This window comes from Rhodococcus opacus B4, assembly GCF_000010805.1.
In the GTDB taxonomy this organism is placed as follows: Bacteria; Actinomycetota; Actinomycetes; order Mycobacteriales; family Mycobacteriaceae; genus Rhodococcus_F; species Rhodococcus_F opacus_C.
Map to the genome: position 1 here is coordinate 1,781,518 of NC_012522.1, position 25,001 is coordinate 1,806,518.

The following is a 25,001-nucleotide window of genomic DNA, read 5'->3' on the forward strand; positions in this document are numbered from 1 at the left end:
TCACAGCAGCGAGATCGACGTGACTGTCGCGCGAAGTTCCGGGAAATTCAGGATGACACTGCCGGCTCGGATTCCGCCGACATCTCCCGCCGCCGGAGGTACCAGAGCACCGGTCCGGCGATCAGCCACGTCACCACGATCAGCGAACCGGCGGGGATCACGGCCACGCTGGCATCGCGCCCGGACACCCGCACCAGGTCGGGGTCGCTGCGCGCGTACTCGACGTCGATCCGCTGGCCCACGGTGAGATTGGTCGGGTACAGCACGCCGAGTTCGGGATTGTGCGTCACCCCGTCCGGGGTGACGAAGCTGATGGCCGACCGCAACGACCCCGCCGACAGCACCTCCGCCGTGGCCACGCCGCGGTCGGACTGGATGGTGTGGTCGTTGCGCCAGGCGGCGAGAACGAGGAGCACGGCCAGGATCGAAATCCCGATCGCCGCCACCAGCACCCCGCGCCGGACCCGCCGCGTCACCCGCGCATTCACAGTTGCGCCCGCACCGCGGCGTGCAACTCGCGCAGCCCGGAACGTTCGGTGGTCACCTCGAGCACCCGGATTCCGCGATCGCCGGGCGCGTCGGGCGTGCTCAGCAGCGTCGACAGCTCACCTAGACCCACCAGATGGTGCTCCACCCGGTACGCGGCGCAGAGGGCGGCGAGATCCATCCCGTGCGGAGTGCCGAAGACCCGCTCGAACACCCCGGCGTACTGGGGATCGCCCTGTTCGAGCAATTCGAAGATGCCGCCACCGTCGTCGTTGGCGACGACGATCGTCAAGTCCCGGGGCCGCGGTTCGCCCGAGCCGATGAGCAGCCCGGACGCGTCGTGCAGGAACGTGAGGTCCCCGAGCAGGGCCACCGTACGCCCCTCCTCGTAGGCGAGCGCCGCCCCGACGGCGGCGGACACGGTGCCGTCGATGCCGGCGACACCCCGGTTGGACAGCACCCGGACCTTCGGCGCCGGATAACTGACGAGTGCCGCGTCCCGGACGGGGTTGGACGCGCCGAGCAGCAACTGGTCGCCGTCGGTCAGGGCGTCCATGACGGCGGCCGCCACATGGAGGCCCGTCGCCTTCGGGTGGGCGGCGAGTTGCGCGCGCACCGCCTTGTCGGTGTGTTCGGACAGCGTGCGGCACCGGTTGATCCAGGCCCGGTCGGGTGCACCGGTCACCACCGCGCGGGTTCCGGTCGCCAGCACGTTCCCGGACACGTCGGGCCAGCGGGGGCCGGTGGTGAGCGCGTAGACGGCCACCGCCGGATCGGCGAGGACCTTCGACACGGACCGGTGGAGGGTGGGGCGTCCGGTGATGACGGCCTGCCGCGGTTTGAGCTGCGGCAGCGCCATCGGGTGCACGGGGATGCCGTGCAGGGGCGCGGTCGGCTCGGCGACCGTCGGCAGTCCGGCGAGTTCCGGTCGCAGCGCCGACCCGTGCCCGGAGATCACGATGGTGTCCGGGGTGATGTCGAGGTCCATCGCCACGTCGAGCGTCGCGTGCTGGGTGGTGGTCCACGCCGCCCCACCCGGCCGTCCCTGCGGGACCGGGCCCTGCGCGTGCACGTCGGGGACGAGCGGTTCGCGGAGCGGGATGTCGAAGTGCACGGGTCCGGCGTTGCCCGACCTCGTGCCGCGCGCCGCGGCGAGGACCCGGCACACCGCCGAACGCCACTGGCTGTTCTGCCCGGCGTCGTCCTCGGCCAGGCCGAGGCTGATGGTCGCGCGCACCTGGCTGCCGAACAGTCCGAGTTGCTCGATGGTCTGGTTGGCGCCGGTGCCGAGCATCTCGTAGGGGCGGTTCGCGCTGAGCACCACGAGCGGCACCCGGGCGTAGTTCGCCTCGAGGACGGCGGGACCGAGATTCGCGACCGCGGTCCCGGACGTCATGACGATCGGAACGGGACGCTTGCCCGCCACGGCCAGTCCGAGGGCGAGGAATCCCGCGGTGCGCTCGTCGATCCGCATGTGCAGGCGCAGTCGGCCCTCGAGGTCGGCGGCCTGCAGGGCGAACGCCAGCGGAGCATTCCGCGAACCCGGGCAGAGCACGACCTCGCGTACTCCCCCGCGGACCAGTTCGTCGACGACCGCGGTGGCTTGAGCAGTGGACGGGTTCACGCCATCAAGAGTGTCAGATACTCCGGCACCCCCGTCCGGCGACCTGGCCGGGTGAGTTCACGGCCACATCCCCGGCGCTGACACCATGAGCGCATGCGCACTCTCTTCGATCCCGCCGAGCTACCCCCACGCCGCATCTACCAGGTGCTGACCGCCTCGGTCGTGCCGCGACCGATCGCGTGGGTGTCCACGGTCTCCGCGGACGGGGTGGCCAACCTGGCCCCGTACAGCTTCTTCTCGGTGTCCAGCACGCAGCCGCCGGTCGTGCAATTCACGTCCGTCACTCGCAAGGACAGTCTCCGGAACATCGAGGCGACGGGTGAGTTCGTGATCAACCTGGCGACGGAGCCCCTGGTGGCGGCGGTCAACGCCAGTTCCGCCACCTATGACAGCGACGTCGACGAGTTCGCCGCGCTGGGAATCGGGACCGAGCCCAGCGAGCGGGTCCGCCCGGTCCGGGTCGCGGGTTCGCCGGTCGCCATCGAATGCACCCTGCACGGGGTGATCCCGGTCGGTGACTCGTTCGTGGTGATGGGCGACGTCGTCACGATCGCGGTGCGTCCCGAGGCGCTCGCCGACGACGGTCTTCCGGACTTCGCCGAACTCGCACCGCTCAGCCGCCTCGGCCGCAACCAGTGGGGTCTGCCGCCGAAGGTCGTGATGCTGGACCGTCCGCATCGCCCCGAATAGCGGATCGATTGGTTAGGCTTACCTGATAACCGCACCGCAACCGGGGGAGCTATCACCGACATGGCCCAGCGCAGCAAGTTCGTCAAACCTCAGAGTCGCCGGATCGCGTCCGCACGAGTGGTCGCCGGCAAGCAGATCAGCCCGAACTTCGTCCGCGTCACCATCGCGGGCGAGGAACTCGACTCCGTCAGCCCCATGGGCTTCGACCAGTGGTTCCGGATGTTCATCCCCCAGCGGGGACAGAGCACGCTGCGGCTTCCGACCAGCGCGAGCAACCTCTGGTACGCCCAGTACAAGCTGATGTCCAAGGACACCCGGCCGGTGGTGCGCAACTACACGGTCCGCGAACTTCGCGTCGCGGGGTCGGGAGCGTTCGGCGACACCACCGAGATCGACATCGACTTCGCCTCGCACGGCGACCTCGGTCCCGCGTCGGCGTGGGCGAACGCGGCCGCGGCCGGTGACCAGGTGGCGATCCTCGACGAGGGCCTGATCTACAACCCGACGCCGGACGCCGAGTGGCAGCTGCTCGTCGGCGACGAGAGCGCGCTTCCCGCGATCGTCGGGATCCTGCGCTCGGCACCGCAGGACCTGCGGGCCGAGGTGTTCGTCGAGATTCCCGATCCCGAAGACGCTCAGGACGTTTCGGTGGGTGACGGCGTGAACGTGCACTGGCTGGTCCGCGAGAACGCCGACGCCCGCCCGGGAGTGCTCGCACTGAACACGGTGAAGCAGGCGGAATTGCCGGCCGGGCCCTCCTACACGTTCGTCGCCGGCGAGAGCGAGCTGACGACGGCGCTGCGGCGCCACCTCGTGAACGAGCGCCGCATCCCGAAGTCGAACATCTCGTTCACCGGGTACTGGCGCTTCGGCCACGCCGCGAACTGACCACAGGTGAGTGGCAAAGAGTGCCGGGGCACTCTTTGCCACTCACCTGGGTTCTCAGTTGGCGTGCTTCTGGACGAGGGCGCCCAGACGCGGAAGTGCCTCGATCACATTCTTCTTCGCCGAGGGACGCAGCGACGAGTACACCTTCTTGACAGCGCCGCGGTCGCTGCCCTCGATGCGCTCGTCGGTCACACCGAGGAGCGAGTCCGCGACCTCGTCGCTGCGCGCAACCAGGTACTCGGAGAATCCGGCCTCACCACTGGCGGTGAAGGCCTGCCAGTACGGCTCGAGCTTGGTGACGAACGCCGGCAGCAGACCCTCGATGGCGTCCGGCACGATCGACGGTCCCACCTTCTTGACGGCGCCGTATCCACCCTTCAGTGCCAGTCCCGAGGCCCCCGACTTGTCCGAAACCTCCGCGTCGATGAGAGCCTGGACGTCTGCGACGACCGCAGGAACGCGCGACTCGTCGAGCAGGGTTTCGTTCAGAGCTGCAACCACTTTCAATGCCTCCGTATTGACTGAGCGATCAGGTCCGGCCAGACACTATACGAAAAACCGGACGCCGCGTTGTTCGAGCAGGCCATGGCACCGGCGTGCCCGCTCGATCCACCAGCGTGAACGCTCCTCCGGCGCGGCGAGAGCCGTGACGCGTTCGACGTCGGGTGCCACCGCCTCGACGGCGAGTTCACCGTCGACCGGTTCGCGGGCGCGGGCCACGTCCGCCTCGAACAGTCCCCCGGTACCCAGACCGCACGCGAACTGCAACTCGGGCAGGGCCGCGGCAGCCGCGACACCGGCAGCGATGCCGACGGCGGTGTCCAGGGCGCTCGACACGACCACCGGCACACCGTGCGACGACAACTCCTCGGCGAGCGACAGCAGCCGTCGCATCCCGCCGAGCGGGGCGACCTTCACGACGGCCACGTCCGCTCCGCCGGCCCGCACGACCTTCAGCGGATCCTCGGCCCGCCGGATGGACTCGTCGGCGGCCACCCGCACGTCGGGCATCCGCCTGCGGACCTCCACCAGCTCGGGCACGCTCGCGCACGGCTGTTCGGCGTATTCGAGCGGACCGTCGGCGGTCAGCGCCCGCAGGGCGGCCTCGGCCTCGTCGACCGACCAGCCGCCGTTGGCGTCGACGCGCACGTTCGGGACGAGCTCGCGCACCGCCCGCACCCTTGCGACGTCCTCGTCGAGGGTCTGACCACGTTCGGCCACTTTCACTTTCGCGGTCCGTGCGCCGGGGTACCGCGCGAGCAGGTCGGGCACCCGGCCGGCGTCGACGGCGGGAACGGTCGCGTTGATCGGCACCGCTGTTCGCACCGCAGGCGGCGGTCCGAGCCACGCGTCCTCGATCGCAGACTGCAACCAGTGCGCCGCCTCGTCGTCCGCGTACTCGGGGAACGGGGCGAACTCACCCCAACCCGCGGGACCGCGCAACAGCAGCGCTTCTCGCGTCGTGATGCCGCGGAACCGCACGCGCATGGGCAGACTCACCACGACGGCGTCGGCCAGGACCTCCCCGGGGGAGGGCAGGGACGTCACGGGGGTCAGGGCTGCCCGGGCAGGAGCACGAGCATCATCGCCTCGCATTCGGCGAGGAGCGTCTCCCCGCGTTTCAGCCGGGCGGTGATGTATGTTTTGCGCCCCTCGACGCGGTCCACCTTGCCTTCGATGGCGAGCGTGGTGTTCAGCGGTGTGATCGCGCGGTAGTCGACGTGCAGGTACGCCGTGCGGCTGATCGGCCGGCCGTACGCGTGGACGATCATGCCCATCAGGTCGTCGAACAGCAGCGGCAGCGTGCCGCCGTGCGCGGCGCCGTTCCCACCGAGGTGGTACCGGCGGAACATGCCGGTGCTCCGCACCCCGTCGGGTCCGAACTTCTCGATGTTCCACGGCGGCAGAAGGAGACTCCCCCGGCCCGGCAGTTCGATCGTGCGGCCCGCCGGCGACCGCCCCTCCGGCGCGACGTGCGGCCCGAGCAGTGCGGTCAGCTTCTCCACCTGGTCCGCGGCCGCGGCGAGCACGTCGTCCGGGGCGTCCACGGACACCGCGAGGTCCTGCAACGTGCGCATTCCGTCGACGAACCGGGCCCAGTCCGGACCGGGCGTCACCGGCTCGTATTTGGGGAACCCGCCGTGGTGCTCGTACTCGTCGTCGCCCTCGTGGTCGAGACGGGTGACGTCCGCAGCCTGTTCGCTCATACCTGCACGGTAAACCCGGGCAAACTCCTGCGCGCACGGACACCCGCCAACGGCACCCGATAACCTCGGAGCCGTGACTTTCAACCCGCAGCACTGGCGCCCGGTTCCCGGTTTCGAGAACCTGACCGACATCACCTACCACCGGCATGTCACCCAGGGGATCGTCCGGGTGGCGTTCGACCGCCCCGAAGTGCGCAACGCCTTCCGCCCGCACACCGTCGACGAGTTGTACCGGGCGCTCGACCACGCCCGGATGACGTCCGACGTGGGCGCCGTGCTGCTCACCGGCAACGGCCCGAGCCCCAAGGACGAGGGCTGGGCGTTCTGCTCCGGCGGCGACCAGCGCATCCGCGGCCGCAGCGGATACCAGTACGCGGAAGGCGAAACCGCCGACACCGTCGACAAGGCGCGCGCCGGACGACTCCACATCCTCGAGGTCCAGCGGCTGATCCGGTTCATGCCGAAGGTCGTCATCTGCCTCGTCAACGGCTGGGCCGCCGGCGGCGGACACAGCCTGCACGTCGTGTGCGACCTGACGCTCGCCAGCCGCGAACACGCCCGGTTCAAGCAGACCGACGCCGACGTCGGCAGCTTCGACGGCGGATACGGCAGCGCCTACCTCGCCAAGATGGTCGGCCAGAAGTTCGCCCGCGAGATCTTCTTCCTCGGCGAGACGTACACCGCGGAAGAGATGCACCGGATGGGTGCCGTCAACAAGGTCGTCGACCACGCCGAACTCGAGGACGTCGCGATCGACTGGGCCACCAAGATCAACGGCAAGTCCCCGCAGGCGCAACGCATGCTCAAGTACGCGTTCAACCTGCAGGACGACGGCCTCGTCGGTCAGCAACTGTTCGCCGGCGAGGCAACCCGCATGGCGTACATGACGGACGAGGCCGTCGAGGGCCGGGATTCGTTCCTCGAAAAGCGCGAACCCGACTGGAAGCCGTACCCCTGGTATTTCTGAGGCGACCCGCATCCCGTACTTCTGAAGCCCGCCGCTACGTGTACTCGACCGACATGCGGTCGATCGTGCCGTTGAACGGGAACGGCGCCTTGTCGTAGTAGTCCAGCGACACCGGGGAACCGAGGCAGGTGCCGACGTCGAGACAGTCGTTGGCTGTGAACAGCAACGGCACGCTCACCGGCACCTGCCCCTCCCCGACGACACTGCCGTCGACGCAGAGCTTCACGCTCAGGGGGCCACCGGGCCGCGCCTCGACGAACTCCGTGACCACCTGCACCGAGCGGGTGCCCGGCGGGATCGGCACGGTCGAACGGATCTTCGTGCGCATCAGGATGAACAGGTTGTACTCGTAGCAGAGGTAGCCGTCGTCGACGAAGCACGTGAGCCCGCCCGCGTTGCTCCCCAGGGCGTACAGCACCCCGCTCGGATTCTCCGGCGCGGAGAGGTCGAGGGTGACCCGATTGTTCTTGTTGCCCAGCGCGGGAGCGCAGAACTCGGGCATGCGGATCGTGTCGCCGGAGAACTCCCAGCTCGTGTACGGCGTGGTGATCCGCTGCTCCGGATGCAGCGCGACCACCCACAGCCCGCCGCCGACGGGGAGCACATTGTTCTTCGCCGCCTCGATCACGAACAGTTCCCGCAGGTGCGCCAGTTTCTCCGGATGCTGCTCGGCGAGATCCCGATTCTGGGTCCAGTCCTCGTCGAGGTTGTACAGCTCCCAGGTGTCGTCGTCCGGGCTCCAGTCGCGGATGCCGCCGGGCATGCCCGCCGACCAGGGTGCCCGCGGGCCGAACGCGGACGCCATCCAGCCGTCGTGGTAGATCGCCCGGCTGCCCATGATCTCGAAGTACTGGGTGAGTTTCCCGCCCGGGGCGTCGCGGTCGACGAGCGTCTGCGCGAAGCCGGCGCCGTCGATCGGGTCCTGCGGAACGCCGTTCACCGTCCGCGGCGCAGTGATCCCGACGATGTCGAACAGCGTCGGCATCACGTCGTTGCAGTGCAGGAAATGCGTGCGGGGTACCGGGTCCGGTGCCACCTTCGCCGGCCACCGGGCGACCATCGGGTTGCGGGTGCCACCGAGGTGGGAGGCCAGCAGTTTCATCCCCTTGTACGGTGCGCTGCCCGCCCACGCCCAGCCCGCGTGATACATGTTGTCGGTCTTCGGCGACCCCAGGACGTCGAGGCCACCGAGTTCCTCGAGAGCCGCGATGTGCTGCGCGGGCGTGGTCGGAATGCCGTTCTGCGCCAACAGTTCGCTGATCGTGCCGTTCTGGCCCTCGCCGGACGAGCCGTTGTCGCCCCAGATGTACAGCACCAGGGTGTCGTCCCGATAGCCCAGGCGGTCCAGTTCGTCGAACAGCCTGCCCACCTGCACGTCACAGTGCTCGGCGTACCCGGCGGCCACCTCCATCAGCCGGCGCTGGAACGGCTTCTCGTCCTCGGGAATGTCGTCCCACGCCGCCATGGTCGGGTCGCGGTCGGTCAGCTCCGCCTCGGGCGGAATCCAGCCCTTCTCCTTCGCCCTCGTGAAGACCCGCTCCCGGTAGGCGTCCCAGCCGTCGTCGAACTTCCCGGCATACTTGTCGGCCCACGGCTTCATGATGTGGTGCGGTCCGTGCAGGCAGCCGCTGGCCCAGTACATGAAGAACGGCTTGTCCGCCTCGAACGCCTTGTGCCTGCGCAGCCAGCCGATCGCGTCGTCCGCGAGATCCTCGCTGAGGTGATAGCCCTGCTCCGGAGTCTTCGGGGGCAGCACCACCGTCGTGTTCCGCACCAGGTTCGGTTCGTACTGCGACGCCTCGCCGGCGAGGAAGCCGTAGAAGTACTCGAACCCGAGACCGGTCGGCCAGTTGTCGAACGGACCGGCGGCGGTGGTCTCCTCGGCCGGAGTGTTGTGCCATTTCCCGAACGCGGCGGTGCTGTACCCGTACTGGCGCAGCACCTCGGCCCCCGTCGCGCTCGACCGCGGGATGTGGCCGGAGTAGCCGTCCCAGTCGTTGGCCAGCTCCGCGATCTGCCCGTTCCCGACGCGGTGATGGTTGCGCCCGGTCAGCAGCGACGCCCGGGTCGGCGAACACATTGCGGTCGTATGGAATCGGTTGTAGCCGACACCGTCCCCCAACATCGCGTCGAGCGTCGGGGTGTTCACCTCGCCTCCGAGTCCGCTCGGCAGACCCGGCCCGGCGTCGTCGACGAGGACGATCAGGATGTTCGGGGCGTCGTCGGGGAGCCGCCTCTCCTTCGGACTCGGGTTGTAGACCGACTCCTGCATGGTCCGGCCCGCGATGCTTCCCGACGGCGTCGGCGGGAACGGTAACGATTCGCCGCCCGGTATCGGCTTCCCTGTCACGCTCGAACTCATGGCCCAATCCCCTCGTCGTCCACAGCTGTCAATCCAGTCCAGCACCGGGCGAGCACGTGGGAGTAGACCCTTGGAGGGTGAATTACGCGCCCGCATTCGCCGCCTCGGCAGGAGAGGGGGCGCGACGTCCCCGATTCGGGCACACTGACCCACATGAGCATCGACCGCGAGCTCCCTGCGCCGGAACATCGCCGCCCGCCCGGAGTGAGTGACGACACCGTCGCCGCGCTCGGCAAGCTATCCGAGGCCCTCGAAACCGTCGAACGGGCCCGCGGCCACCTGTACTCGTTCCATCAGCTGATCGGCCACGCCGACCTCCAGCTCGGGGAGGCCGTCGACGCGCTGCGGGACGCCGGTCACGCCGATGTCGCGGACCGAGTGCAGTCGGAGCTCGTCGGCCGCAATGTCGTCGAGGGCCGGTGGACGTTCCAGATCGTCGAGGAGTTCGACGACCACTACTGGTCGCCGATGCGGGAACACGAACGTGGCGCACGTCACGAACTCGCGGACGGACGACGGCACCTCTTCGAGGCCGAGATGAAGGAAGATCGACGCACACACGGCCGGACGGGACACGAAGCCCGCCCCGGCGAAGGAGGGTAACGGGTGGAAATCCTCAGCAGCAGGACGATTCTGCGGCCGCGCGACTACGCGACGACGCTGAGCTTCTACCGCGACATCCTCGGCCTGGCCACGGCCCGCGAATACCCCGGGGGCACCGTCTTCTTCGCCGGTCAGGGCCTGATCGAGGTTGCCGCGCACGGCGGAACGGGTGAGTCGACGTCCTTCGACGGCGCTCTCTGGCTGCAGGTTCGCGACCTCACCGCGGTCCAGACCGAGCTGGTCCTCGCCGGGGTGAAGATCGACCGCGAGGCCCGGCAGGAACCGTGGGGGCTGTTCGAGATGTGGATCGCGGACCCCGACGGCATTCCGCTCGTGCTGGTGCAGATTCCGGAGGATCACCCCATCCGCCGCGACTCCCGACCGCAGGGTGAGAACTGACGGAAGGCCACACGCAGGGGTGATCCTGTACACCTGACGTCAGCTGTACTTTTTCAGTTGAAATCCGCACAATCTGGGTGTGACCGCAGAGCTCGTAGTTCTCCTGGTGGTAGTTGTCACCGCCCTCGCTTTCGATTTCACGAACGGCTTTCACGACACCGGCAATGCCATGGCCACCTCGATCGCGACGGGAGCTCTGCGACCCAAGGTCGCCGTCGCTCTCTCCGCGTCGTTGAATCTCGTCGGCGCGTTCCTGTCCGTGGAGGTCGCGGCGACAGTCGCCAAGGGCGTGGTGAACCTGGGAGAAGTGGGCGGCGAGGATCTGCTGCTCATCGTGTTCGCGGGCCTGGTCGGCGGCATCATCTGGAATCTGGCGACGTGGCTGCTCGGCCTGCCGTCGAGTTCCTCTCACGCGCTGTTCGGCGGTCTGATCGGTGCGGCGATCGCGTCCATCGGGATGAGCGGCGTCGAGTGGGGCGGGGTGCTCAGCAAGGTCGTCGTTCCCGCGGTCCTCGCCCCCGTGGTCGCGGCACTGGTCGCCACCGCGGGCACCAAGCTGGTCTACCGGATCACCTCGGGCGTGCCGGAGGGCACCAAGGAGCACGGGTTCCGTCTCGGCCAGATCGGTTCCGCTTCCCTGGTGTCGCTGGCCCACGGAACCAACGACGCCCAGAAGACGATGGGCGTGATCTTCCTCGCACTGGTCGCGCACGGAAGCCTGTCCGCCGACGACGAGATGCCGTTCTGGGTCAAGCTGAGTTGCGCCGTCGCGATCGCGCTCGGAACGTACCTCGGCGGCTGGCGGATCATCCGCACACTCGGCAAGGGACTGGTCGAGATCGCGGCTCCCCAGGGCATGGCCGCGGAGTCTTCGTCCGCCGCCATCATCCTCACCTCGAGCCACCTCGGACTGCCGCTGTCCACCACACACGTCGCGACCGGATCCATCCTCGGCACCGGCCTCGGACGCAAGGGCGCCGAGGTCCGCTGGGGCATCGCCGGACGCATGGCGGTCGCATGGCTGGTCACGCTGCCGTCGGCGGCGATCGTCGGCGCAGTGTGCTGGGTCGTCGCCCACCTGATCGGCGGCCTGCCAGGCGTTCTCGTCGTATTCGCCGCCCTGATCCTGCTCGCCGGTTTCATGTACCTGCGCTCCCGCCTGCAACCGGTGACGTCCGGCAACGTGAACGCCGAGTGGGAGTCGGGCGAAGCCCCCGCTCCCGCCGACCGTCCCGAACCGGGTGTGGCCGAGACCGCGGACTCCGCCGGTCCCGCCGCGAATCGCTGAGAGGGACTTCCCATGACACTGCTGACCACCACCGTCCACTCGCTCTGGCAGGTCGTCCTCGTGGGCCTGCTGTTCGGCGCCGGACTGCCCGCGATCTTCGCGCTCGGACTGCGATCGCTCGGCGGCGCAGACACCGGTGAGGGCACCTCGCAGCCGACCGTCGCAGGCCGGATCGGCGCGTGGGCCTGCTTCGCCGTGGTGCTGATCGCGATCATCACTGGGATACTTCTGTTGATGCAGGATTTCCTGGCCAGCAGCTTCGGTATCCACATCTTCTGAGCGGCGACCCCGAGTCCCCGTTCCATCGACGAAAGAGGCCGAACGCGTGCCCAAGTATTCACTTCGCTCTGTGCTCGACTGGCTACGCGCCGGGTATCCCGAGGGAATTCCGGCGAAGGACCATTTCGCATTGCTGGCCGTGCTGCGTCGCCGTCTCACCGACGAGGAGATCGAACAGGTCGTCGCGCTGTCCATCGAAACCGCCCACGAGACACCCGAGCGTCACGTCGACTACGACAACATCCGCCGCCTCATCAGCGACATCACCCACGAGGAACCGTCCGAGGAGGACGTCGCCCGGGTGACGGAGAACCTCGAGGCCGGAGGGTGGCCGGTCGGTACCGACGCCGAATGCGGCGAAGGTTCCGGCGACGCGGAAGAAACACCCGACGCAGGCTAGCGATGAGCCTCCCACCGTTTCTCTCCTCCATCATCGGCTGGCTGCGCGCCGGCTACCCGAACGGCGTACCCGAGCAGGACTACATTCCGTTGTTCGCGCTGCTCACCCGCCGCCTGTCGGAAGATGAGGTGGACGCCGTCGCCGACGCCCTCGTCGAGGAGGGCGATCTGCCCATCGAGAAGACCGACATCCAGGTGCTCATCACGAAGGTCACCGACGAGTTGCCGCTGGAATCGGACGTCGACCGGGTGCGCAGCAACCTCACCGTGGGCGGCTGGCCGCTTGCCGGGCCTGCCCAATGAACGCGTTGCGGGTCCTGCCCGTCCCACCCGGTGCCGGGGTTCTCGGCATCCTGCCGCAGCTGTCCGAGGTTCTCGACGGAACCGCTCCGGCCGCGCTGCCGGTTCCCGCCGCGGACGAGCGGGAGACCCGGCGGCTGACGGACGCGCTGCGGCCCGGCGACCCCATCGACGACGGCGTCACACTCGTGGTCGCGACGTCCGGGACGACGGGTGTGCCGAAGGGCGCCATGCTGTCCGCAGCGGCCCTGCGCGCCAGCGGCGAGGCGACGCACACGCGGCTCGGCGGTCCGGGGTCCTGGCTGCTGACCCTGCCCGCCCACCACATCGCGGGCATGCAGGTGCTGCTGCGCAGTGTCCTCGCCGGTACCGAGCCGGTGGTCATCGACGTGTCCGACGGTTTCGACCCCGGAACGCTGCCCGCCGCCGTCGGGGCGATGACCGGCCCCCGCCGCTATACCTCGCTCGTCCCGACCCAGCTGGTCAAGGCCCTCGACCACCCCGATGCGGTGGCCGCACTGGCCGCGCTCGACGCCGTCCTCCTCGGCGGCGCCGCCACCCCCGCACCGGTCCTGCGGCGCGCCGTCGACGCCGGCATCACCGTCGTCCGTACGTATGGAATGAGCGAGACCTGCGGTGGGTGCGTGTACGACGGCATACCCCTCGACGGCACCCGCGTGCGCCTCGACGGCGACGGCCGGGTCCTCCTCGGCGGCCCCACGCTGGCGTCCGGGTACCGCGGACTCCCCGACCACCCCGCGTTCGCCGAACCCGGCTGGTTCCGCACCGACGACGCCGGCACCGTCACCGACGGCGTCCTGAGCATCACCGGCAGACTCGACGAGGCCATCTCCACCGGCGGACTCACCGTCGTCCCGCAGGTGGTCGAGGCGGCTCTCGTCGCCCACCCCGCGGTCCGGGAATGCGCGGTGATCGGCCTGCCCGACGAGCGACTCGGCCGCCGCCTCACCGCCGTCGTCGTCGCCGAACCCGGCACCGCACCGACACTCGCCGAACTCCGCACGTTCGTCGAACGCACCCTCGACCCCACCGCCGCCCCCCGCGAACTCCACCTCGTCGGCGCCCTCCCCCTCCGCGGTCCAGGCAAGGTCGACCGGCGCGCGCTCGAAGCGCAATTCGGCTAGGGGCCCGCCCGTTCGCGGAGACTTTGGTCAGACGCGCCCGCAATTTCCGCGCGTCTGACCAAAGTCCACGCGGATGCGGTTGTTCACAGGCCGGTCGTTATCCACAGGCCCGCCGAAAGCCCAGGTGATCGCACCAGTCGCATCCGAGGTGTGCGGCACGATGTCGCCATGACCGACGACGTGATCTTCCGACGCCGAGCCCTGGCCGACGGCGTCACCGATTCCGAGATCCGGCACGCACGAAATTCCGGACGGCTGGTGCGCGTTGCGACGGGCGCATACGTCTCCGACGAGTACTTCGCGGGGCTCGATGCACCGGCGTTGCACCGAGTCCGGATTGCCGCGGCCCTGCAGTCGCGCCCACCCGGTGTCGTGGTGAGCCACGCCTCGGCAGCCCTGCTGCACGGAATGGATCTCGGGGACATTTCGCTCGAACGGGTGCACCTGACGAGGAACCATGCCTCCGGCGGCGGACGCACCTCGGGGGTGCACGTCCACGCCACACCATTCGACGCGGACGAGGTCGTCACCCTGGGCGGACTGCCGGTCACCGCCCCCGCCCGGACGGTGGTGGATGCGGCGCGCATCTCGACGTTCGATCAGGCCGTCGTCCTCGGAGACTCGGCCCTGCACCGTCGACTCGTCACGACCCAGGAGATCCTGGACGCAGTCGGCCGGGCCGGACCGCGCAAAGGCATCGCGACCGCGCGACGGGCAGCAGGCTTCCTCGACGGGCGCAGCGAAAGCCCGGGAGAGTCGCTGAGCCGAATCCGCATCCGGCGACACGGCCTGCCGTCCCCCGAACTCCAGCACGTTCTCCGCGACGGCTCCGGCGCCTTCCTCGGCCGGGTCGACTTCTTCTGGGCGGGCAGCGGCGTCGTCGGTGAGTTCGACGGGATGGGGAAATACGGTGTCGACGGTAGCCAGGCGGCGGTGGCCGTCCATCGCGAGAAACTCCGGGAGGATGCGATCCGCGACGCCGGGTACGAGGTGGTCCGGTGGACGTGGCGGGATCTTTTCGACTTCGCCACCGTCAAGGCCCGCTACGAGAGGGCGTGTGCGCGCTCGGGCCACCGGCGCTGAGGGACGTTCGCGGAGACTGTGGTCAGACGCGCAATTTCCGCGCGTCTGACCAATGGCTGTGAATCCGCAGGTCGAGGGTGCGCGCCAGTCGGTGCAAGAGTCGTGCAAGGCCGCTGCAAGTGGCGGACTGCATCGTCTACGGCATGAACCTCAGTGCAACTCCCCCAGCCATCGAGGCCGACGGGCTCGTGAAGCTCTTCGGCCGTCAGCGCGCCGTCGACGGTGTGAGCCTGTCCGTGCCGACCGGGTCGGTGTACGGAGTGCTCGGCCCGAACGGCGCCGGCAAGACCACGACGGTGCGGATGCTTGCGACGCTGTTGCGTCCGGACGGCGGCGAGGCCCGCATCTTCGGCCACGACGTGGTGCGCGAACCGAACGCGGTGCGCTCGCTGGTCGGTGTCACGGGCCAGTACGCGTCCGTCGACGAGGACCTGTCGGCGGTCGAGAATCTGGTGATCTTCGCCCGACTGCTCGGCCTGAGCCGGGGTGACGCCCGCCGCAAGTGCACGGAACTGCTCGAGGAGTTCGACCTCACCGAGGCGGCGACGAAGCCGCTGAAGAATTTCTCGGGCGGCATGCGTCGACGCCTCGACCTGGCGGCGAGCCTGATCGCCCATCCCCCGCTGCTGTTCCTCGACGAGCCGACGACGGGTCTGGACCCTCGGACACGTGCCCAGATGTGGGACACGATCCGCAGGCTGGTCGCGGACGGGTCGACGGTGCTGCTCACCACGCAGTACCTGGACGAGGCCGATCAGCTGGCCGATCGGATCGCGGTCATCGATCGCGGGAAGGTGATCGCGGACGGCACGGCCGACGAGTTGAAGGCGTCCGTCGGGGTCTCGTCGCTGCAGTTGACCCTCGCCGATCGCGGACAGATCGACGACGCGCGGTCGGTCATCGCCCACACCCTCGGCGTGGAAGTGGCGATCACGCCGGAGATCGGCCGCCTGACCGCGCCGATGACCGATCCGTCGCTGACCGTGGAACTGCTGATCCGGCTGCGCGACCACGGGATCGCCGTCGACGAGATCACCGTCCAGAAGCCGAGCCTCGACGAGGTCTTCCTCACCATCACCGGCCACGGCGCAGACGCCACCGAGGCCGACACCGAACGGAGCGTCGCATGACCACCACCCTCGAATCCCGCACTCACGCTGGCCCCCAACCGATTCCGGAGGCCCGCAACCGGATCAGTCTCGAGCAGTCCGTTGCCAACACGCTGACCATGGCACACCGCGGTCTGCTCAAGATCAAGCACAATCCGGAGCAACTGTTCGACGTCGTCGTCCAGCCGATCATCTTCACGCTGATGTTCACGTACATCTTCGGTGGCGCGATCTCCGGCGACGTGGCGTCGTATCTGCCGATCATCATCCCGGGCATCCTGGTCCAGACGGTGATCACCACGTCGATCGTGACGGGCACCCAGTTGCGGGAAGACATGGACAAGGGCGTCTTCGACCGTTTCAAGTCGCTGCCGATCGCCCGCATCGCTCCGCTGTCGGGCGCGCTCCTGGCGGACGTCGTGCGGTACGGCATCGCCACGACCATTACGTTCACCGTCGGCATCGCGATGGGCTACCGGCCCGGCGGCGGTGTCGTGGGCGTGCTGTCGGCCGGAGCGCTGGTCGTCGTCTGCGCGTTCTCGATCAGCTGGATCTTCGCGCTGATGGGCGTCCTGATGAGCAAAGCATCTTCGGTGCAGGGCATTTCGATGCTGATCCTGTTTCCGCTGACGTTCATGTCCAACGCGTTCGTGCCCGCGAACACGATGCCCGGCTGGATGCAGGCGTTCGTGAACGTCAACCCTGTGTCGCATGTCGTGACGGCGGTGCGTGAACTCGTCAACGACGGCCACTTCGGGGTCCACGTGGTGTGGTCGCTGCTCGGCGCCGCCGTGATCGTCGCGGTCATGGCGCCGCTGACGGTCCGGACGTACATGCGCAAGGCCTGACACCCGAAGAACGAAGCGAGCCGGTGGACGCGGGGTCCACCGGCTCGCTTCGGCTATTTCTCCGGTTCGGGGGCGTCCGCCTGCAACTCCCCCACCTCCGTCTTGAGGATCCGCATCGACCGGCCCAGCCCGCGGGCGGCGTCCGGGAGTTTCTTCGACCCAAACAGCACCACGAGGACCACCGCGATGATTGCCCAGTGGCTCGGGCTCAGTGCCCCCACTACTGGGGCTCCTCGCCGTCGGGGTACACGGCGTCCACCTCGACCTCGACGAGCCAGCCGGCGGCGGGCAGGCTCGCGACCTCCAGCGCGAACCGGCTGGGCCGCGCGGAGTTCCGTTCCATCGGGGCAGCGGGTTCCGCAGTGCCGAGCGGGACCAGTTCCGTGTCTTCCGTGTCGAGGTTGGTGTTCGCGAAGAACTGCCGGTAGGCGCGGTTCCAGCCGGCGTAGTCGGCGCGGTCGGTGCCGGGTGCGTTGTCGAGGAACACCCGCATGGTCACGACGTCTTCGAGGGTCAGCCCCTGCGCCTCGAGATTGTCGCGAATCCGCTTCAGCGCGTTGATGCCCTGCGCCTCGGTGATCGTGACGCCTGCCGGAAGTGCGCCGCCCGCGAACACGTCGGTGTCGATGTAGGACTCGGGGGTGCCCTCGGGGGCTGCATTGTTGGACGCGCCGGGGCCGATTCCGCTCGACTTGTAGACGGCGGTGCCGCCACCGATCACCACGCCCTGCGCGATCATCGGATTCGCTTCTCCAGCTTCGAGAACCGACTTGGAGACGAAGGTGCTGCTCGGCGCATCTGCCGCCGCCTCGTCGGAGGAGCACGACGTCGCCCCGAAAATCAGAGCGGAGGCCGCGAGGGCCGCGGTGACGGCCTTGGTACGAATCGACTTCACAGTGCACAACTCCTTGTTCGAGGGAACGGTCAGGCTTCCTGGGCCACGCGCTGATGGATGTGGGTGACGACGTCGCGGGCGGACGTCAGGGCGCCGTGCTGCCAGGCGATGGCGTTGGACAGGTGATCGCCGGCGAAGTAGATCTTCTCGACGGGTTCGAGCAGCTTCTCGTACTCGGGCGTGGCGGCCCCGCCGTGCGAGCCGCCGCTTCCCGCCCAGTTCGCCCAGGCACTCTCGGAGTACTTGGTGCGCCGCCAGCTACCGGAGAACGACGAGGAGATGTCGCGGGTGTACTTCTCGCCGTGGATCTCCGAGCCCTCCGCGATCGCCTTCGCGAGCCGTTGGCGGTGCGTGAGGGATTCGAACGCCTCTTGCCGCTTGCCGCTGCTGTAGTAGGCCACGACCACACCCCGGTCGGAGTTGTAGTGGTCGTACGGGAACATGATCTGCGAGATGTCCTTGTCGGTGTTGGACGCGCCGCCGTAGATGCGGTCCTCGGTCTCCCACCACCGGCGCGAGTACTCGATGCCGAGCTTCCCGGACGACGACGGCTTGGCCGCCTTCAGCGCGGTGAGCACGTCGGCGGGCAGATTGTTCTGCAGTCGCCCGACGAGGTGCGGCGGGATGGTGCAGATCGCGTAGTCGGCGGTGATCGATTTCCTCGCGCCATCGGCGGTGTACTCGACGGTGACACCGCCGGACACGTTCTTCATCGACGTCACCTCGGCGCCGAAGACGATGTTGTCGGTGCCGATCCGGTCCTGGAACGCATAGTAGATCCGGTCCATGCCGCCGACCGGGGAGAACATCATCATCGCCTGGTCGTAGCCGAAGTCGAAGCTGAAGTTGCGGCCGATGCCGCTGCGGATCACTTCCTGCATCGCGAACGGCTTCTTCTCGGTGCCGAAGTTCAATCCGGCTCCGGGTTCGGATTCGTAACCGCGACGCGAGGATCCGAGGTAGCGGCCGTCGTCGGAGAGGTCGCCGAAGTCGCTGAGGAACTCCGAGAGCGCGTCCTTGTCCTCGCGGGTCAGCACCTGGTCGAGAGCGCCCTGATCGGTGGCCTTCTTCAGCAGCTCCGACATGTAGCCGAATGTGTCGGCCTTCGCCGCGCGGTAGGTGACGGACTGGTTCGACAACGACGTGTCGCTCTTGTAGTTCACGAACGTGTTCGCGTTCTGGTTCCCGAAGCCCTGGATCTCCACGCCGAGTTCGCGGCAGTAGTCGAGGGTGATGTGGCTCTGCGGGATGCGTGTGGCGCCGACGTTGTAGAAGTGGCCGTCCGAGAACGTGCATTTCTGCGTCTCACCGTTCAGGTCGGTCTCCTCCGTTCCGGCGCGGGCGGTCCAGACGCGGCCGCCGGGCCGGGTGCGGGCCTCGAGGACGGTCACCTCGTATCCGGCCTTCTGCAATTCGAACGCGGAACACAGTCCGGCGGGACCGCCGCCGAGGACGACGACGGAGTGGCTGCCCTTCACCTTGCCGATGAGGTCGCCTGCCGCGAGAGGCTGGAAGGTGCGGGCGGGCGCGGCGGTCGACGGCGCGAGCCCGAGCGTCGACATCGCGCCGTACGCGAGGCCCGCACCCCCGGTGGCCCCGAGTCCCTTCATGAAAGATCTACGTGTGAATGCCAATTCGCGCTCCCATTCTTGCGCCCGGCGACCCGGGTAACTTGTCCGGATTCATCCTGGGAGGGATGCGAGTCGGGAAGTTGTCGACGGCGAAACAATGTGAGGCAACCGAGTGAGAACCGGTGCGGACCGTTCTCACTCCGAAGTCGGAGTTCGACGCGAAACCGAAACGTCTCCGCAACACGACCCGATTAGTTTCACGCGCATGTCAGCCCTTTCCGACGCCATCGCGCGTTCGTTCGCCATCGGCGAGCCCGAACGTCAGGCATTGTCGCCGTTGCGGGCACTGGGCCGGAGGCAGTTGTCGGGCGTCGAAGTACTCGCCCAGTCGGTGGCCACGACGGCACCGGCGGTGTCGATGGTGGTTCTGCCCGTCACCATGTTCACCCACCAGATGCTGCTGAGCGGTCTGATCACGATCGTCGTCGCAACCGTGGTCGTCTCCCTCATCGCGATCTGTGTCTCGCAGTTCACGCGGCGTATGGCGGCCGCGGGTGGTCTCTACAGTTTCGTGTTCCAGGGACTCGGCACCCGGGCCGCGCTGACCGCGGGCGTCGCGATGCTCACCAAATACGTGGGCAGCGCGGTGATGACGCTGTACCACGGTGGCCAGGCCGTGATCGCGACGCTCGGCTTCTTCGGACTGGAGTTGCGCGGGCCGGCCGAGCGCCTCCTCGTCTACGCCGGGATCGCGATCGTGATCCTCGCCTGCCTGGTCCGCGGGGTGCGGTTCGCGGCCCTCGCCATCCTCGCCGTCGAATCGTGCTCGTTGCTGTTCATCGCCGGTCTGATGATCGTGACGGGTGCGGGCGGCCAGCAGGCCCTTGTGCCACCGTCGGATTCGGCGTACGGGCCGCTGCTCATGACGCTGGCCGCGGTGTTCGCCCTGGCCGGTTTCGAGAGCGCCACGTTCTTCGGTCCGGAGGCCAAGCGCCCCCTCGCCACCGTGACCCGCACCGTGATGCTGACGCCGATGATCTGCGGCGGCCTGTTCATCTTCTCGGCGTGGGCCGCGTGGTCCGGCCGCACCGACACCTTGGTCAACGCGTACCTGCACGGCACCGGCACCGGTGTCGACCCGGCCGTGGTGATCGCCCTGAACCTCGGGTTGGGCACGTCGTGGCTGGCGTCGTCGATGGCGTCGTCGAATGCCGCGTCGCGCCTGCTGTATTCGATGGGGATCGAAACCGTCGTTCCGCGCCTGTTCGCCCGGGTGCACCGCGGCTACCGCACCCCGTACGCGGCGCTGGCCGTCATCGTGTGCGTCGTGTGCGGAGGTGCCGCGACGTTCGGCCTCGTCGGCAAATCGGCGGCGTTCGGTCATGTGCAGTTGATCGCCCGAACGGCGGTGGTCGCGGCGTACGTGCTGGTGGCGGTGGCGTCGGTGTTCTTCCTCCGCCGGATCGGAGAGCACACGCCCCTCGTCCTCGCGGCCGGAGTCTCGGGCAGCGCCGCCGGCGGAATCGTGCTGGCCTACATGCTGTTCGTGAACGTGGCGCACGGTTTCACGATGGTCCCGGCCGTGGTGCTGGCCCTGTTGCTGTCGGGTTCGGCGTGGCAGCTGTACCTGCGGTGGCGCTACCCGGCGAGCCTGCGGTCGATGGGTGTGTTCGACACGGCGGAGACGGACGACGTGCTGCCGGGGGCCGGGGTGTTCGCGACGGATGCCGCCGGGAACGTCGCGTTGACGGCGGCTGGACGCACGCCCGGGTCTCGGTGATGGGCGCCCGAGCCGGGGAGATCGCGGGCCACGAACCGCGCGCCGTGCAGAAGGCACTCGCCCTGCTCGAGGCGGTCGCGCAACTCGGGTCCGGGGCGACCGCGAGAGACATAGCCGCACACGCGGGGATCCCCCAGGCCACGGCGTACCGGCTGCTCAATCTCCTGACCGCCGACGGATATCTGGTGCGGATCGCCGACCTGTCCGGGTTCGCGCTGGGCCGCCGGACCCGGCAGCTGGCGGGTGCCGACGCCGCACCCGACCCGGTCGACCACCACGCCGTCCTCGACGAGTTGCGGGAGCAGGTCCGTTTCGGCGTTCACCTGGCGTCGTTCGACGGCGGCCGGGTGCGCCTCGTCGACCGGGATCCCGACCACGAACTCAGCGGCGAGACCGCGATCGCCGCACACCTGCACGCGTCCGCCATCGGCAAGGTCCTTCTCGCGTCTCGTCCCGAACTGGTCCCGCCGAGCCTGCGCAGGGTGACGTCGTCGACCATCACCGACGTCCGCACGCTGCGGGCCGAACTCGACGCCGTCCGGCACACCGGTTCGGCCCGCGAGGTCGACGAAGTGCGTGTCGGCCGCAGCGCGGTCGCCGTTCCGGTGCGCGACGCGCAGAACGCGGTGACCGGGTGCCTCGCGGCGATCGGGAAGACGGGACGGCTGGCGGTCGACGACCCGGAACTCACCGACCTTCTACGCTCCTGCGCGGCGCGGGTCGGCGGCTGGGTGCCCGCGTGAGCCGCCGTCACGGATCACCGCGGTGAGCACATCCAGAATCTCGGTGTGCACTCTGCGACGTGACCACGTACCGACCCTCGCCTGCGCCGACGTCCAGCGGTCCGTATCGACGTTCTCGAGTGCGAAGGCCACGTGGCGGTGGTGTTGCAGCGAGACGCTGTCCTGCCGGGCGCGAGCCGGAACGGACAGGGCCAGGAGCGCGAGACCGCGTTCGGATTCACCGCGTGCGATCTCGAAACATCCGATGGCCGCCGCGACTGCGCCGGTGACGGGAAGATCCGGATATGCGCCCACTCCCAGCCGGGTCCGTGCCCACTCCGCGAGCTGCGGAACGATGTCCACCATCATCTCGGACCGGCCGTGCAGCACGTGGGCGGACACCACCGAGGCCGCGAGCACGAGTCCGTACGGATCGGCGTAGGGCGCGGCCGTGATCCGGGGGTACATCAGGTCCAGCGCCTCCCGGTAACGGGCGAGCCCCCGTTCGACGTCGCCGTCCGCCAGATCGGCTTCCGCGAGACTGCTCATGGCGGCGATCCGCCATTCGTCCTGCTGGTCGTCGGTGCCCGCGCCGGGACCGCGATGCTCGAGCAGCGTCTCTGCCAGCACCTTGCGGCCCGCCTCGACGTCACCGTCCGCGATCAGCGCGGAAGCCTGGAAACCCCACAGCTGGTCCGCCTCCTCCTGCGCGCCCAGTTTCCGCAGCCCCGCGACCGCGTCCTGATAGAGCGACACCGCGTCCCGGTACCGGCCGGACTGGCTGTACAGCGAGCCGAGGAACTGGGCCGCCATCGCCGCGCCCCACACGTCACCGATCGAGGCGCACAGGTCGGAGACGGCCCGCGCGTCACGCACGGCACCGCGGAAATCGCCGAGGTTCTCACGCATGCTGGCCCGCGCCGCCAGCGCCGCCGCATGGGTTTCCCGATCGTGCGAGCGCACCCCTTCCGCGACCACCCTGGCGTGCCGCCGCCCCGACCCCAGGGACAGGATGACGTTCACCGCGAACGAGGAGACCGGCGGCAGATCGGCGCGATGGCGGACGAGGTGCCGCAATCGGGTCCGGGTACGGGCGAGGGTGCGGGCCTGACCGCCGAACACCAGATGCATCGCCGCGAGCAGGAACGTGTACGCCACCAACTCCGAGTCGACGTCGCTCAGATCCGCGCCTTCCGTAGCCGCCAGGATCCGCGGCGTCCAGTTCATCACCTCCGAGTGCGCGCCCCGAATGGCCCACAGGCCGCCCAGCACCGGGAACACGATCGCGACGGTCTCGGCGTCGCCGCGCTCGACCGCCCACCGGAGCACGGCGAGGAAGTTGTCGTGGTCGGCGTCGATGTCGTCCGCGAGCGCGACCTGGTCGGCACGGCACCGCACCAGTGCCTCCGACGCGAACAGTCCCGCCCAGACCCTTTGGCGAGCAAATACTTCCGGCTCCTCGGCGGCCTCGCCGAGTCGCTCCTCGCCGTATTCGCGCACCGTCTCGAGCATGTAGTAGCGCAGCGTGTCCGACGTCTCCGACACGGACAGCAGCGATTGGTTGACGAGGCCCTCGACAGCCTCCGCGACATCGTCGACGCCGTCCCATTCCGCGATCGTCCGGGCGGCGTCCAGCGTGAACCCCGCCGGGAATCGGCACAGTCGGCGCAGTGCGATCTGCTGCTGCTCGCTCAGAAGCTGCCAGCTCCAGTCGATGACGGCATGCAGGGTGCGGTGCCGCTCGGGCGACGTCGGGTCGTGCGAGCGCAGCAGCGCGAACCGGTGCTCGAGTCTGCGGCCGATGTCCTCGACGCTCATGCTGCGCACCCGGGCGGCGGCCAGTTCGATCGCGAGCGGAAGACCGTCGAGGGTGCGGCAGACACTGCGCACGGTTTCCGGGTCGAGCCGCGCCGTCGGTCGCACGGCGCGGGCCCGGGCCGTGAACAGTTGAACGGCGGGCGCGTCCTCGTCGTCGATCGCCAGCGGCGGCAGCGGGTACACCGCCTCGGACGCGAGCATGAGGGGCGATCGGCTGGTCGCGAGGACGGTCAGCTGATCGCCTGCGGCCACCAGGTCGGCCACGATCTCGGAACACGCCCCGACGACGTGCTCACAGTTGTCGAGAATCAGCAGCATCGGCCCCGCCGACAGCGCTTCCCGGAGTTTTTCCCGCGCGGAATGGATGCGGCTGAGCGTGAGTCGCCCCGGTGCGATGTCGATCTCACTGAGACCCAGGGTGCTGCTGATCGCCGCCACGACGTCTTCACTGCTGCGCAGCGACGCGAGTTCCACCAGGGCCACGGACGTCCGCGCGGCGGCCCGCGCACCCAGTTCGTGTGCGAGGCGGGTCTTGCCGGCACCGCCCGGTCCGAGAATGGTCACGACGCGCGAGGACGTGAGCAGTGCCTCGATCTCCACCACGTCGGTGTTCCGGCCCAGCAGGGCGTTCGGTGCCGCCCGGAGGCCGATCGCCGTGCGGTCCGGCGCCGCGGGGCGCCGGCGGTCCGGCCCGGGTGCGCCGTCGCCGCGCAGGATCTCGGTGTGCAGGGCGACGAGGGCAGGGGACGGGTCTGCTCCCAGCCGATCGACCAGCCGCCTGCGGAAGGTCGCGAACACGTCCAGCGCCTCGTTGTCGCGCCCGAGCCCGGCGAGGGCACGCATGAGGTCGGCGTGTGCCCGCTCGTCGAGGGGTTCCGCGGCCACGTGCGCCTGCGCCTTCGGCAGGGCGGTCGCCCAGTCGCCGGCGTCGACCAGCGCTGCCCGTTCCGCGGCCTCGAGCCGGCCCCGGATCACCGCGGCGTCCGCTGCGAGTTCCCTTGCCGCGGCGCCCGCGGGAAGGTCGGCGCCCGGGTCGCCCCGCCACAGTGCGAGTGCATCGCGGATCTCGTCCGGCCCGGCGCCGCCGTCACCCCGGCCCGGCAGCCGGCGCGTCACGTCCTCCGCGCGGGTCAGGTCGACGGCGTCCCGGGACACCGCCAGCCGGTATCCGGCCGGGCCGATCTCCAGCATTCCGTCCGGCAACGCCGCCCGCAGCCGGGAGACCTGCGTGTGCAGCGCGTTCATCGGCGACCGCGGCGGATCCTCACCCCACACCTCGTCGATGAGTGCCTGGGCGGACCGGCTCCGGCCGGGATCGCGGGCGAGGGCAACGAGCAGGCTGCGCGCGCGGGTGCCGGGCAGCGGGGCGAGCGCACCCGATCGCCACGTCGATACCTCACCCAACAAGGCGACCTGGATCGGTGCGCTTGCCGGTGCCACCGTCTCGTCCACGCTCATCTGCTGGTCCACCGCGTTCGATGGTATTGCACCGGGCGGACACGAACTTCTCGAAGTTCGGTGTGGGTGCGGGCGCCTTC

Annotated in this window: 25 protein-coding genes; 15 read left to right on the forward strand and 10 right to left on the reverse strand. The window is 69.1% G+C overall.

Annotated elements, in window-relative coordinates:
• Nucleotides 1-47: 47 nt before the first annotated feature.
• Entirely contained in the window at nt 48-488 is a 441-nt protein-coding gene (locus ROP_RS08295; RefSeq protein ID WP_012688880.1) for a DUF3592 domain-containing protein, read from the reverse strand.
• Entirely contained in the window at nt 485-2,110 is a 1,626-nt protein-coding gene (gene menD, locus ROP_RS08300; RefSeq protein ID WP_012688881.1) for a 2-succinyl-5-enolpyruvyl-6-hydroxy-3-cyclohexene-1-carboxylic-acid synthase, read from the reverse strand. Before menD ends, ROP_RS08295 begins: the two co-directional genes overlap by 4 nt.
• Nucleotides 2,111-2,203: 93 nt before the next feature.
• Between menD and ROP_RS08305 the strand changes: the two genes are divergently transcribed.
• Nucleotides 2,204-2,800 (forward strand): flavin reductase family protein, encoded by a 597-nt coding sequence (locus ROP_RS08305; protein WP_012688882.1) that lies wholly within the window; start codon nt 2,204-2,206, stop codon nt 2,798-2,800.
• A 60-nt stretch (nt 2,801-2,860) separates the two neighbouring features.
• Entirely contained in the window at nt 2,861-3,688 is an 828-nt protein-coding gene (locus tag ROP_RS08310; RefSeq protein ID WP_012688883.1) for a siderophore-interacting protein, read from the forward strand.
• A 54-nt stretch (nt 3,689-3,742) separates the two neighbouring features.
• On the opposite strand, the gene ROP_RS08315 is transcribed toward ROP_RS08310, so the two are convergent.
• Genes ROP_RS08315 through ROP_RS08325 form a run of 3 tightly spaced genes read right to left on the reverse strand, consistent with a single transcriptional unit; the run spans nt 3,743 to nt 5,895 of the window.
• The gene (locus tag ROP_RS08315; RefSeq protein ID WP_012688884.1) at nt 3,743-4,189 is read right to left on the reverse strand and encodes a DUF6918 family protein; all 447 of its coding nucleotides are present in this window, start codon (nt 4,187-4,189) and stop codon (nt 3,743-3,745) included.
• Between the two features lie 45 nt (nt 4,190-4,234).
• A complete protein-coding gene (locus tag ROP_RS08320) occupies nt 4,235-5,236 on the reverse strand; it encodes an o-succinylbenzoate synthase (RefSeq protein ID WP_012688885.1) in 1,002 nt (333 codons plus the stop codon).
• Between the two features lie 5 nt (nt 5,237-5,241).
• Nucleotides 5,242-5,895, reverse strand: a complete 654-nt coding sequence (locus ROP_RS08325; protein WP_012688886.1) for a PaaI family thioesterase — start codon at nt 5,893-5,895, stop codon at nt 5,242-5,244.
• Between the two features lie 73 nt (nt 5,896-5,968).
• Between ROP_RS08325 and ROP_RS08330 the strand changes: the two genes are divergently transcribed.
• Nucleotides 5,969-6,862 carry a 1,4-dihydroxy-2-naphthoyl-CoA synthase gene (locus ROP_RS08330; RefSeq protein WP_012688887.1) on the forward strand — a complete coding sequence of 298 codons (894 nt, stop codon included), beginning with the start codon at nt 5,969-5,971 and terminating at the stop codon, nt 6,860-6,862.
• A 34-nt stretch (nt 6,863-6,896) separates the two neighbouring features.
• Here ROP_RS08330 and ROP_RS08335 read toward each other — a convergent pair whose 3' ends face one another.
• Nucleotides 6,897-9,224, reverse strand: a complete 2,328-nt coding sequence (locus ROP_RS08335) for an arylsulfatase (protein WP_043824418.1) — start codon at nt 9,222-9,224, stop codon at nt 6,897-6,899.
• A gap of 153 nt (nt 9,225-9,377) precedes the next feature.
• Here ROP_RS08335 and ROP_RS08340 point away from each other — a divergent pair, with 153 nt between their 5' ends.
• The 10 genes from ROP_RS08340 (at nt 9,378) to ROP_RS08385 (ending at nt 16,677) form a co-directional block, all read left to right on the forward strand.
• Nucleotides 9,378-9,827 carry a hypothetical protein gene (locus ROP_RS08340; RefSeq protein WP_012688889.1) on the forward strand — a complete coding sequence of 150 codons (450 nt, stop codon included), beginning with the start codon at nt 9,378-9,380 and terminating at the stop codon, nt 9,825-9,827.
• A 3-nt stretch (nt 9,828-9,830) separates the two neighbouring features.
• A complete protein-coding gene (locus ROP_RS08345; RefSeq protein ID WP_012688890.1) occupies nt 9,831-10,226 on the forward strand; it encodes a VOC family protein in 396 nt (131 codons plus the stop codon).
• 79 nt (nt 10,227-10,305) lie between these two features.
• Nucleotides 10,306-11,514 (forward strand): inorganic phosphate transporter, encoded by a 1,209-nt coding sequence (locus tag ROP_RS08350; protein ID WP_012688891.1) that lies wholly within the window; start codon nt 10,306-10,308, stop codon nt 11,512-11,514.
• A gap of 12 nt (nt 11,515-11,526) precedes the next feature.
• Nucleotides 11,527-11,793 carry a hypothetical protein gene (locus ROP_RS08355; protein ID WP_012688892.1) on the forward strand — a complete coding sequence of 89 codons (267 nt, stop codon included), beginning with the start codon at nt 11,527-11,529 and terminating at the stop codon, nt 11,791-11,793.
• A 46-nt stretch (nt 11,794-11,839) separates the two neighbouring features.
• Complete coding sequence (locus ROP_RS08360) at nt 11,840-12,193, forward strand: DUF3349 domain-containing protein (protein ID WP_012688893.1); 354 nt, start codon at nt 11,840-11,842, stop codon at nt 12,191-12,193.
• A 2-nt stretch (nt 12,194-12,195) separates the two neighbouring features.
• Nucleotides 12,196-12,495, forward strand: a complete 300-nt coding sequence (locus ROP_RS08365) for a DUF3349 domain-containing protein (protein ID WP_012688894.1) — start codon at nt 12,196-12,198, stop codon at nt 12,493-12,495.
• Nucleotides 12,492-13,637 carry an o-succinylbenzoate--CoA ligase gene (menE, locus tag ROP_RS08370; protein ID WP_012688895.1) on the forward strand — a complete coding sequence of 382 codons (1,146 nt, stop codon included), beginning with the start codon at nt 12,492-12,494 and terminating at the stop codon, nt 13,635-13,637. The genes ROP_RS08365 and menE overlap by 4 nt, the downstream gene beginning before the upstream one ends.
• A 168-nt stretch (nt 13,638-13,805) precedes the next feature.
• On the forward strand, nt 13,806-14,720 hold the full coding sequence (locus tag ROP_RS08375) for a hypothetical protein (RefSeq protein ID WP_043826367.1): 915 nt from the start codon (nt 13,806-13,808) through the stop codon (nt 14,718-14,720).
• A gap of 143 nt (nt 14,721-14,863) precedes the next feature.
• A complete protein-coding gene (locus ROP_RS08380; protein ID WP_043826369.1) occupies nt 14,864-15,850 on the forward strand; it encodes a daunorubicin resistance protein DrrA family ABC transporter ATP-binding protein in 987 nt (328 codons plus the stop codon).
• Entirely contained in the window at nt 15,847-16,677 is an 831-nt protein-coding gene (locus ROP_RS08385; protein ID WP_012688898.1) for an ABC transporter permease, read from the forward strand. Before ROP_RS08380 ends, ROP_RS08385 begins: the two co-directional genes overlap by 4 nt.
• A gap of 53 nt (nt 16,678-16,730) precedes the next feature.
• Here the strand turns inward: ROP_RS08385 and tatA are convergent, their stop codons facing one another.
• Genes tatA through ROP_RS08400 form a run of 3 tightly spaced genes read right to left on the reverse strand, consistent with a single transcriptional unit; the run spans nt 16,731 to nt 19,182 of the window.
• Nucleotides 16,731-16,898: a Sec-independent protein translocase subunit TatA gene (gene tatA, locus ROP_RS08390; protein WP_012688899.1), complete on the reverse strand. Its 168-nt coding sequence runs from the start codon at nt 16,896-16,898 to the stop codon at nt 16,731-16,733.
• On the reverse strand, nt 16,898-17,572 hold the full coding sequence (locus ROP_RS08395) for a Rid family hydrolase (protein WP_012688900.1): 675 nt from the start codon (nt 17,570-17,572) through the stop codon (nt 16,898-16,900). The genes tatA and ROP_RS08395 overlap by 1 nt, the downstream gene beginning before the upstream one ends.
• 29 nt (nt 17,573-17,601) lie before the next feature.
• Nucleotides 17,602-19,182, reverse strand: a complete 1,581-nt coding sequence (locus tag ROP_RS08400; RefSeq protein WP_043824419.1) for a flavin monoamine oxidase family protein — start codon at nt 19,180-19,182, stop codon at nt 17,602-17,604.
• A gap of 226 nt (nt 19,183-19,408) precedes the next feature.
• Here ROP_RS08400 and ROP_RS08405 point away from each other — a divergent pair, with 226 nt between their 5' ends.
• Nucleotides 19,409-20,923 carry an APC family permease gene (locus tag ROP_RS08405; RefSeq protein ID WP_012688902.1) on the forward strand — a complete coding sequence of 505 codons (1,515 nt, stop codon included), beginning with the start codon at nt 19,409-19,411 and terminating at the stop codon, nt 20,921-20,923.
• Nucleotides 20,923-21,666, forward strand: coding sequence for an IclR family transcriptional regulator (locus ROP_RS08410; RefSeq protein WP_043824421.1), 744 nt, complete (start codon nt 20,923-20,925; stop codon nt 21,664-21,666). The genes ROP_RS08405 and ROP_RS08410 overlap by 1 nt, the downstream gene beginning before the upstream one ends.
• Here the strand turns inward: ROP_RS08410 and ROP_RS08415 are convergent.
• The gene (locus ROP_RS08415; RefSeq protein WP_050785190.1) at nt 21,622-24,921 is read right to left on the reverse strand and encodes a BTAD domain-containing putative transcriptional regulator; all 3,300 of its coding nucleotides are present in this window, start codon (nt 24,919-24,921) and stop codon (nt 21,622-21,624) included. The genes ROP_RS08410 and ROP_RS08415 overlap by 45 nt on opposite strands.
• Between the last annotated feature and the right edge of the window lie 80 nt (nt 24,922-25,001).

Excerpts from the sequence above, each read along its gene's own strand:
- ROP_RS08410 (WP_043824421.1), top strand. The coding sequence starts at position 20,923 with ATGGGCGCCCGAGCCGGGGAGATCGCGGGCCACGAACCGCGCGCCGTG.
- ROP_RS08400 (WP_043824419.1), bottom strand. The coding sequence starts at position 19,182 with ATGAAGGGACTCGGGGCCACCGGGGGTGCGGGCCTCGCGTACGGCGCG.
- menE (WP_012688895.1), top strand. The coding sequence starts at position 12,492 with ATGAACGCGTTGCGGGTCCTGCCCGTCCCACCCGGTGCCGGGGTTCTC.
- ROP_RS08380 (WP_043826369.1), top strand. The coding sequence starts at position 14,864 with ATGAACCTCAGTGCAACTCCCCCAGCCATCGAGGCCGACGGGCTCGTG.
- ROP_RS08305 (WP_012688882.1), top strand. The coding sequence starts at position 2,204 with ATGCGCACTCTCTTCGATCCCGCCGAGCTACCCCCACGCCGCATCTAC.
- ROP_RS08310 (WP_012688883.1), top strand. The coding sequence starts at position 2,861 with ATGGCCCAGCGCAGCAAGTTCGTCAAACCTCAGAGTCGCCGGATCGCG.
- ROP_RS08335 (WP_043824418.1), bottom strand. The coding sequence starts at position 9,224 with ATGAGTTCGAGCGTGACAGGGAAGCCGATACCGGGCGGCGAATCGTTA.
- ROP_RS08355 (WP_012688892.1), top strand. The coding sequence starts at position 11,527 with ATGACACTGCTGACCACCACCGTCCACTCGCTCTGGCAGGTCGTCCTC.
- ROP_RS08385 (WP_012688898.1), top strand. The coding sequence starts at position 15,847 with ATGACCACCACCCTCGAATCCCGCACTCACGCTGGCCCCCAACCGATT.
- ROP_RS08375 (WP_043826367.1), top strand. The coding sequence starts at position 13,806 with ATGACCGACGACGTGATCTTCCGACGCCGAGCCCTGGCCGACGGCGTC.
- ROP_RS08365 (WP_012688894.1), top strand. The coding sequence starts at position 12,196 with ATGAGCCTCCCACCGTTTCTCTCCTCCATCATCGGCTGGCTGCGCGCC.
- ROP_RS08340 (WP_012688889.1), top strand. The coding sequence starts at position 9,378 with ATGAGCATCGACCGCGAGCTCCCTGCGCCGGAACATCGCCGCCCGCCC.
- ROP_RS08325 (WP_012688886.1), bottom strand. The coding sequence starts at position 5,895 with ATGAGCGAACAGGCTGCGGACGTCACCCGTCTCGACCACGAGGGCGAC.
- ROP_RS08415 (WP_050785190.1), bottom strand. The coding sequence starts at position 24,921 with ATGAGCGTGGACGAGACGGTGGCACCGGCAAGCGCACCGATCCAGGTC.
- ROP_RS08405 (WP_012688902.1), top strand. The coding sequence starts at position 19,409 with ATGTCAGCCCTTTCCGACGCCATCGCGCGTTCGTTCGCCATCGGCGAG.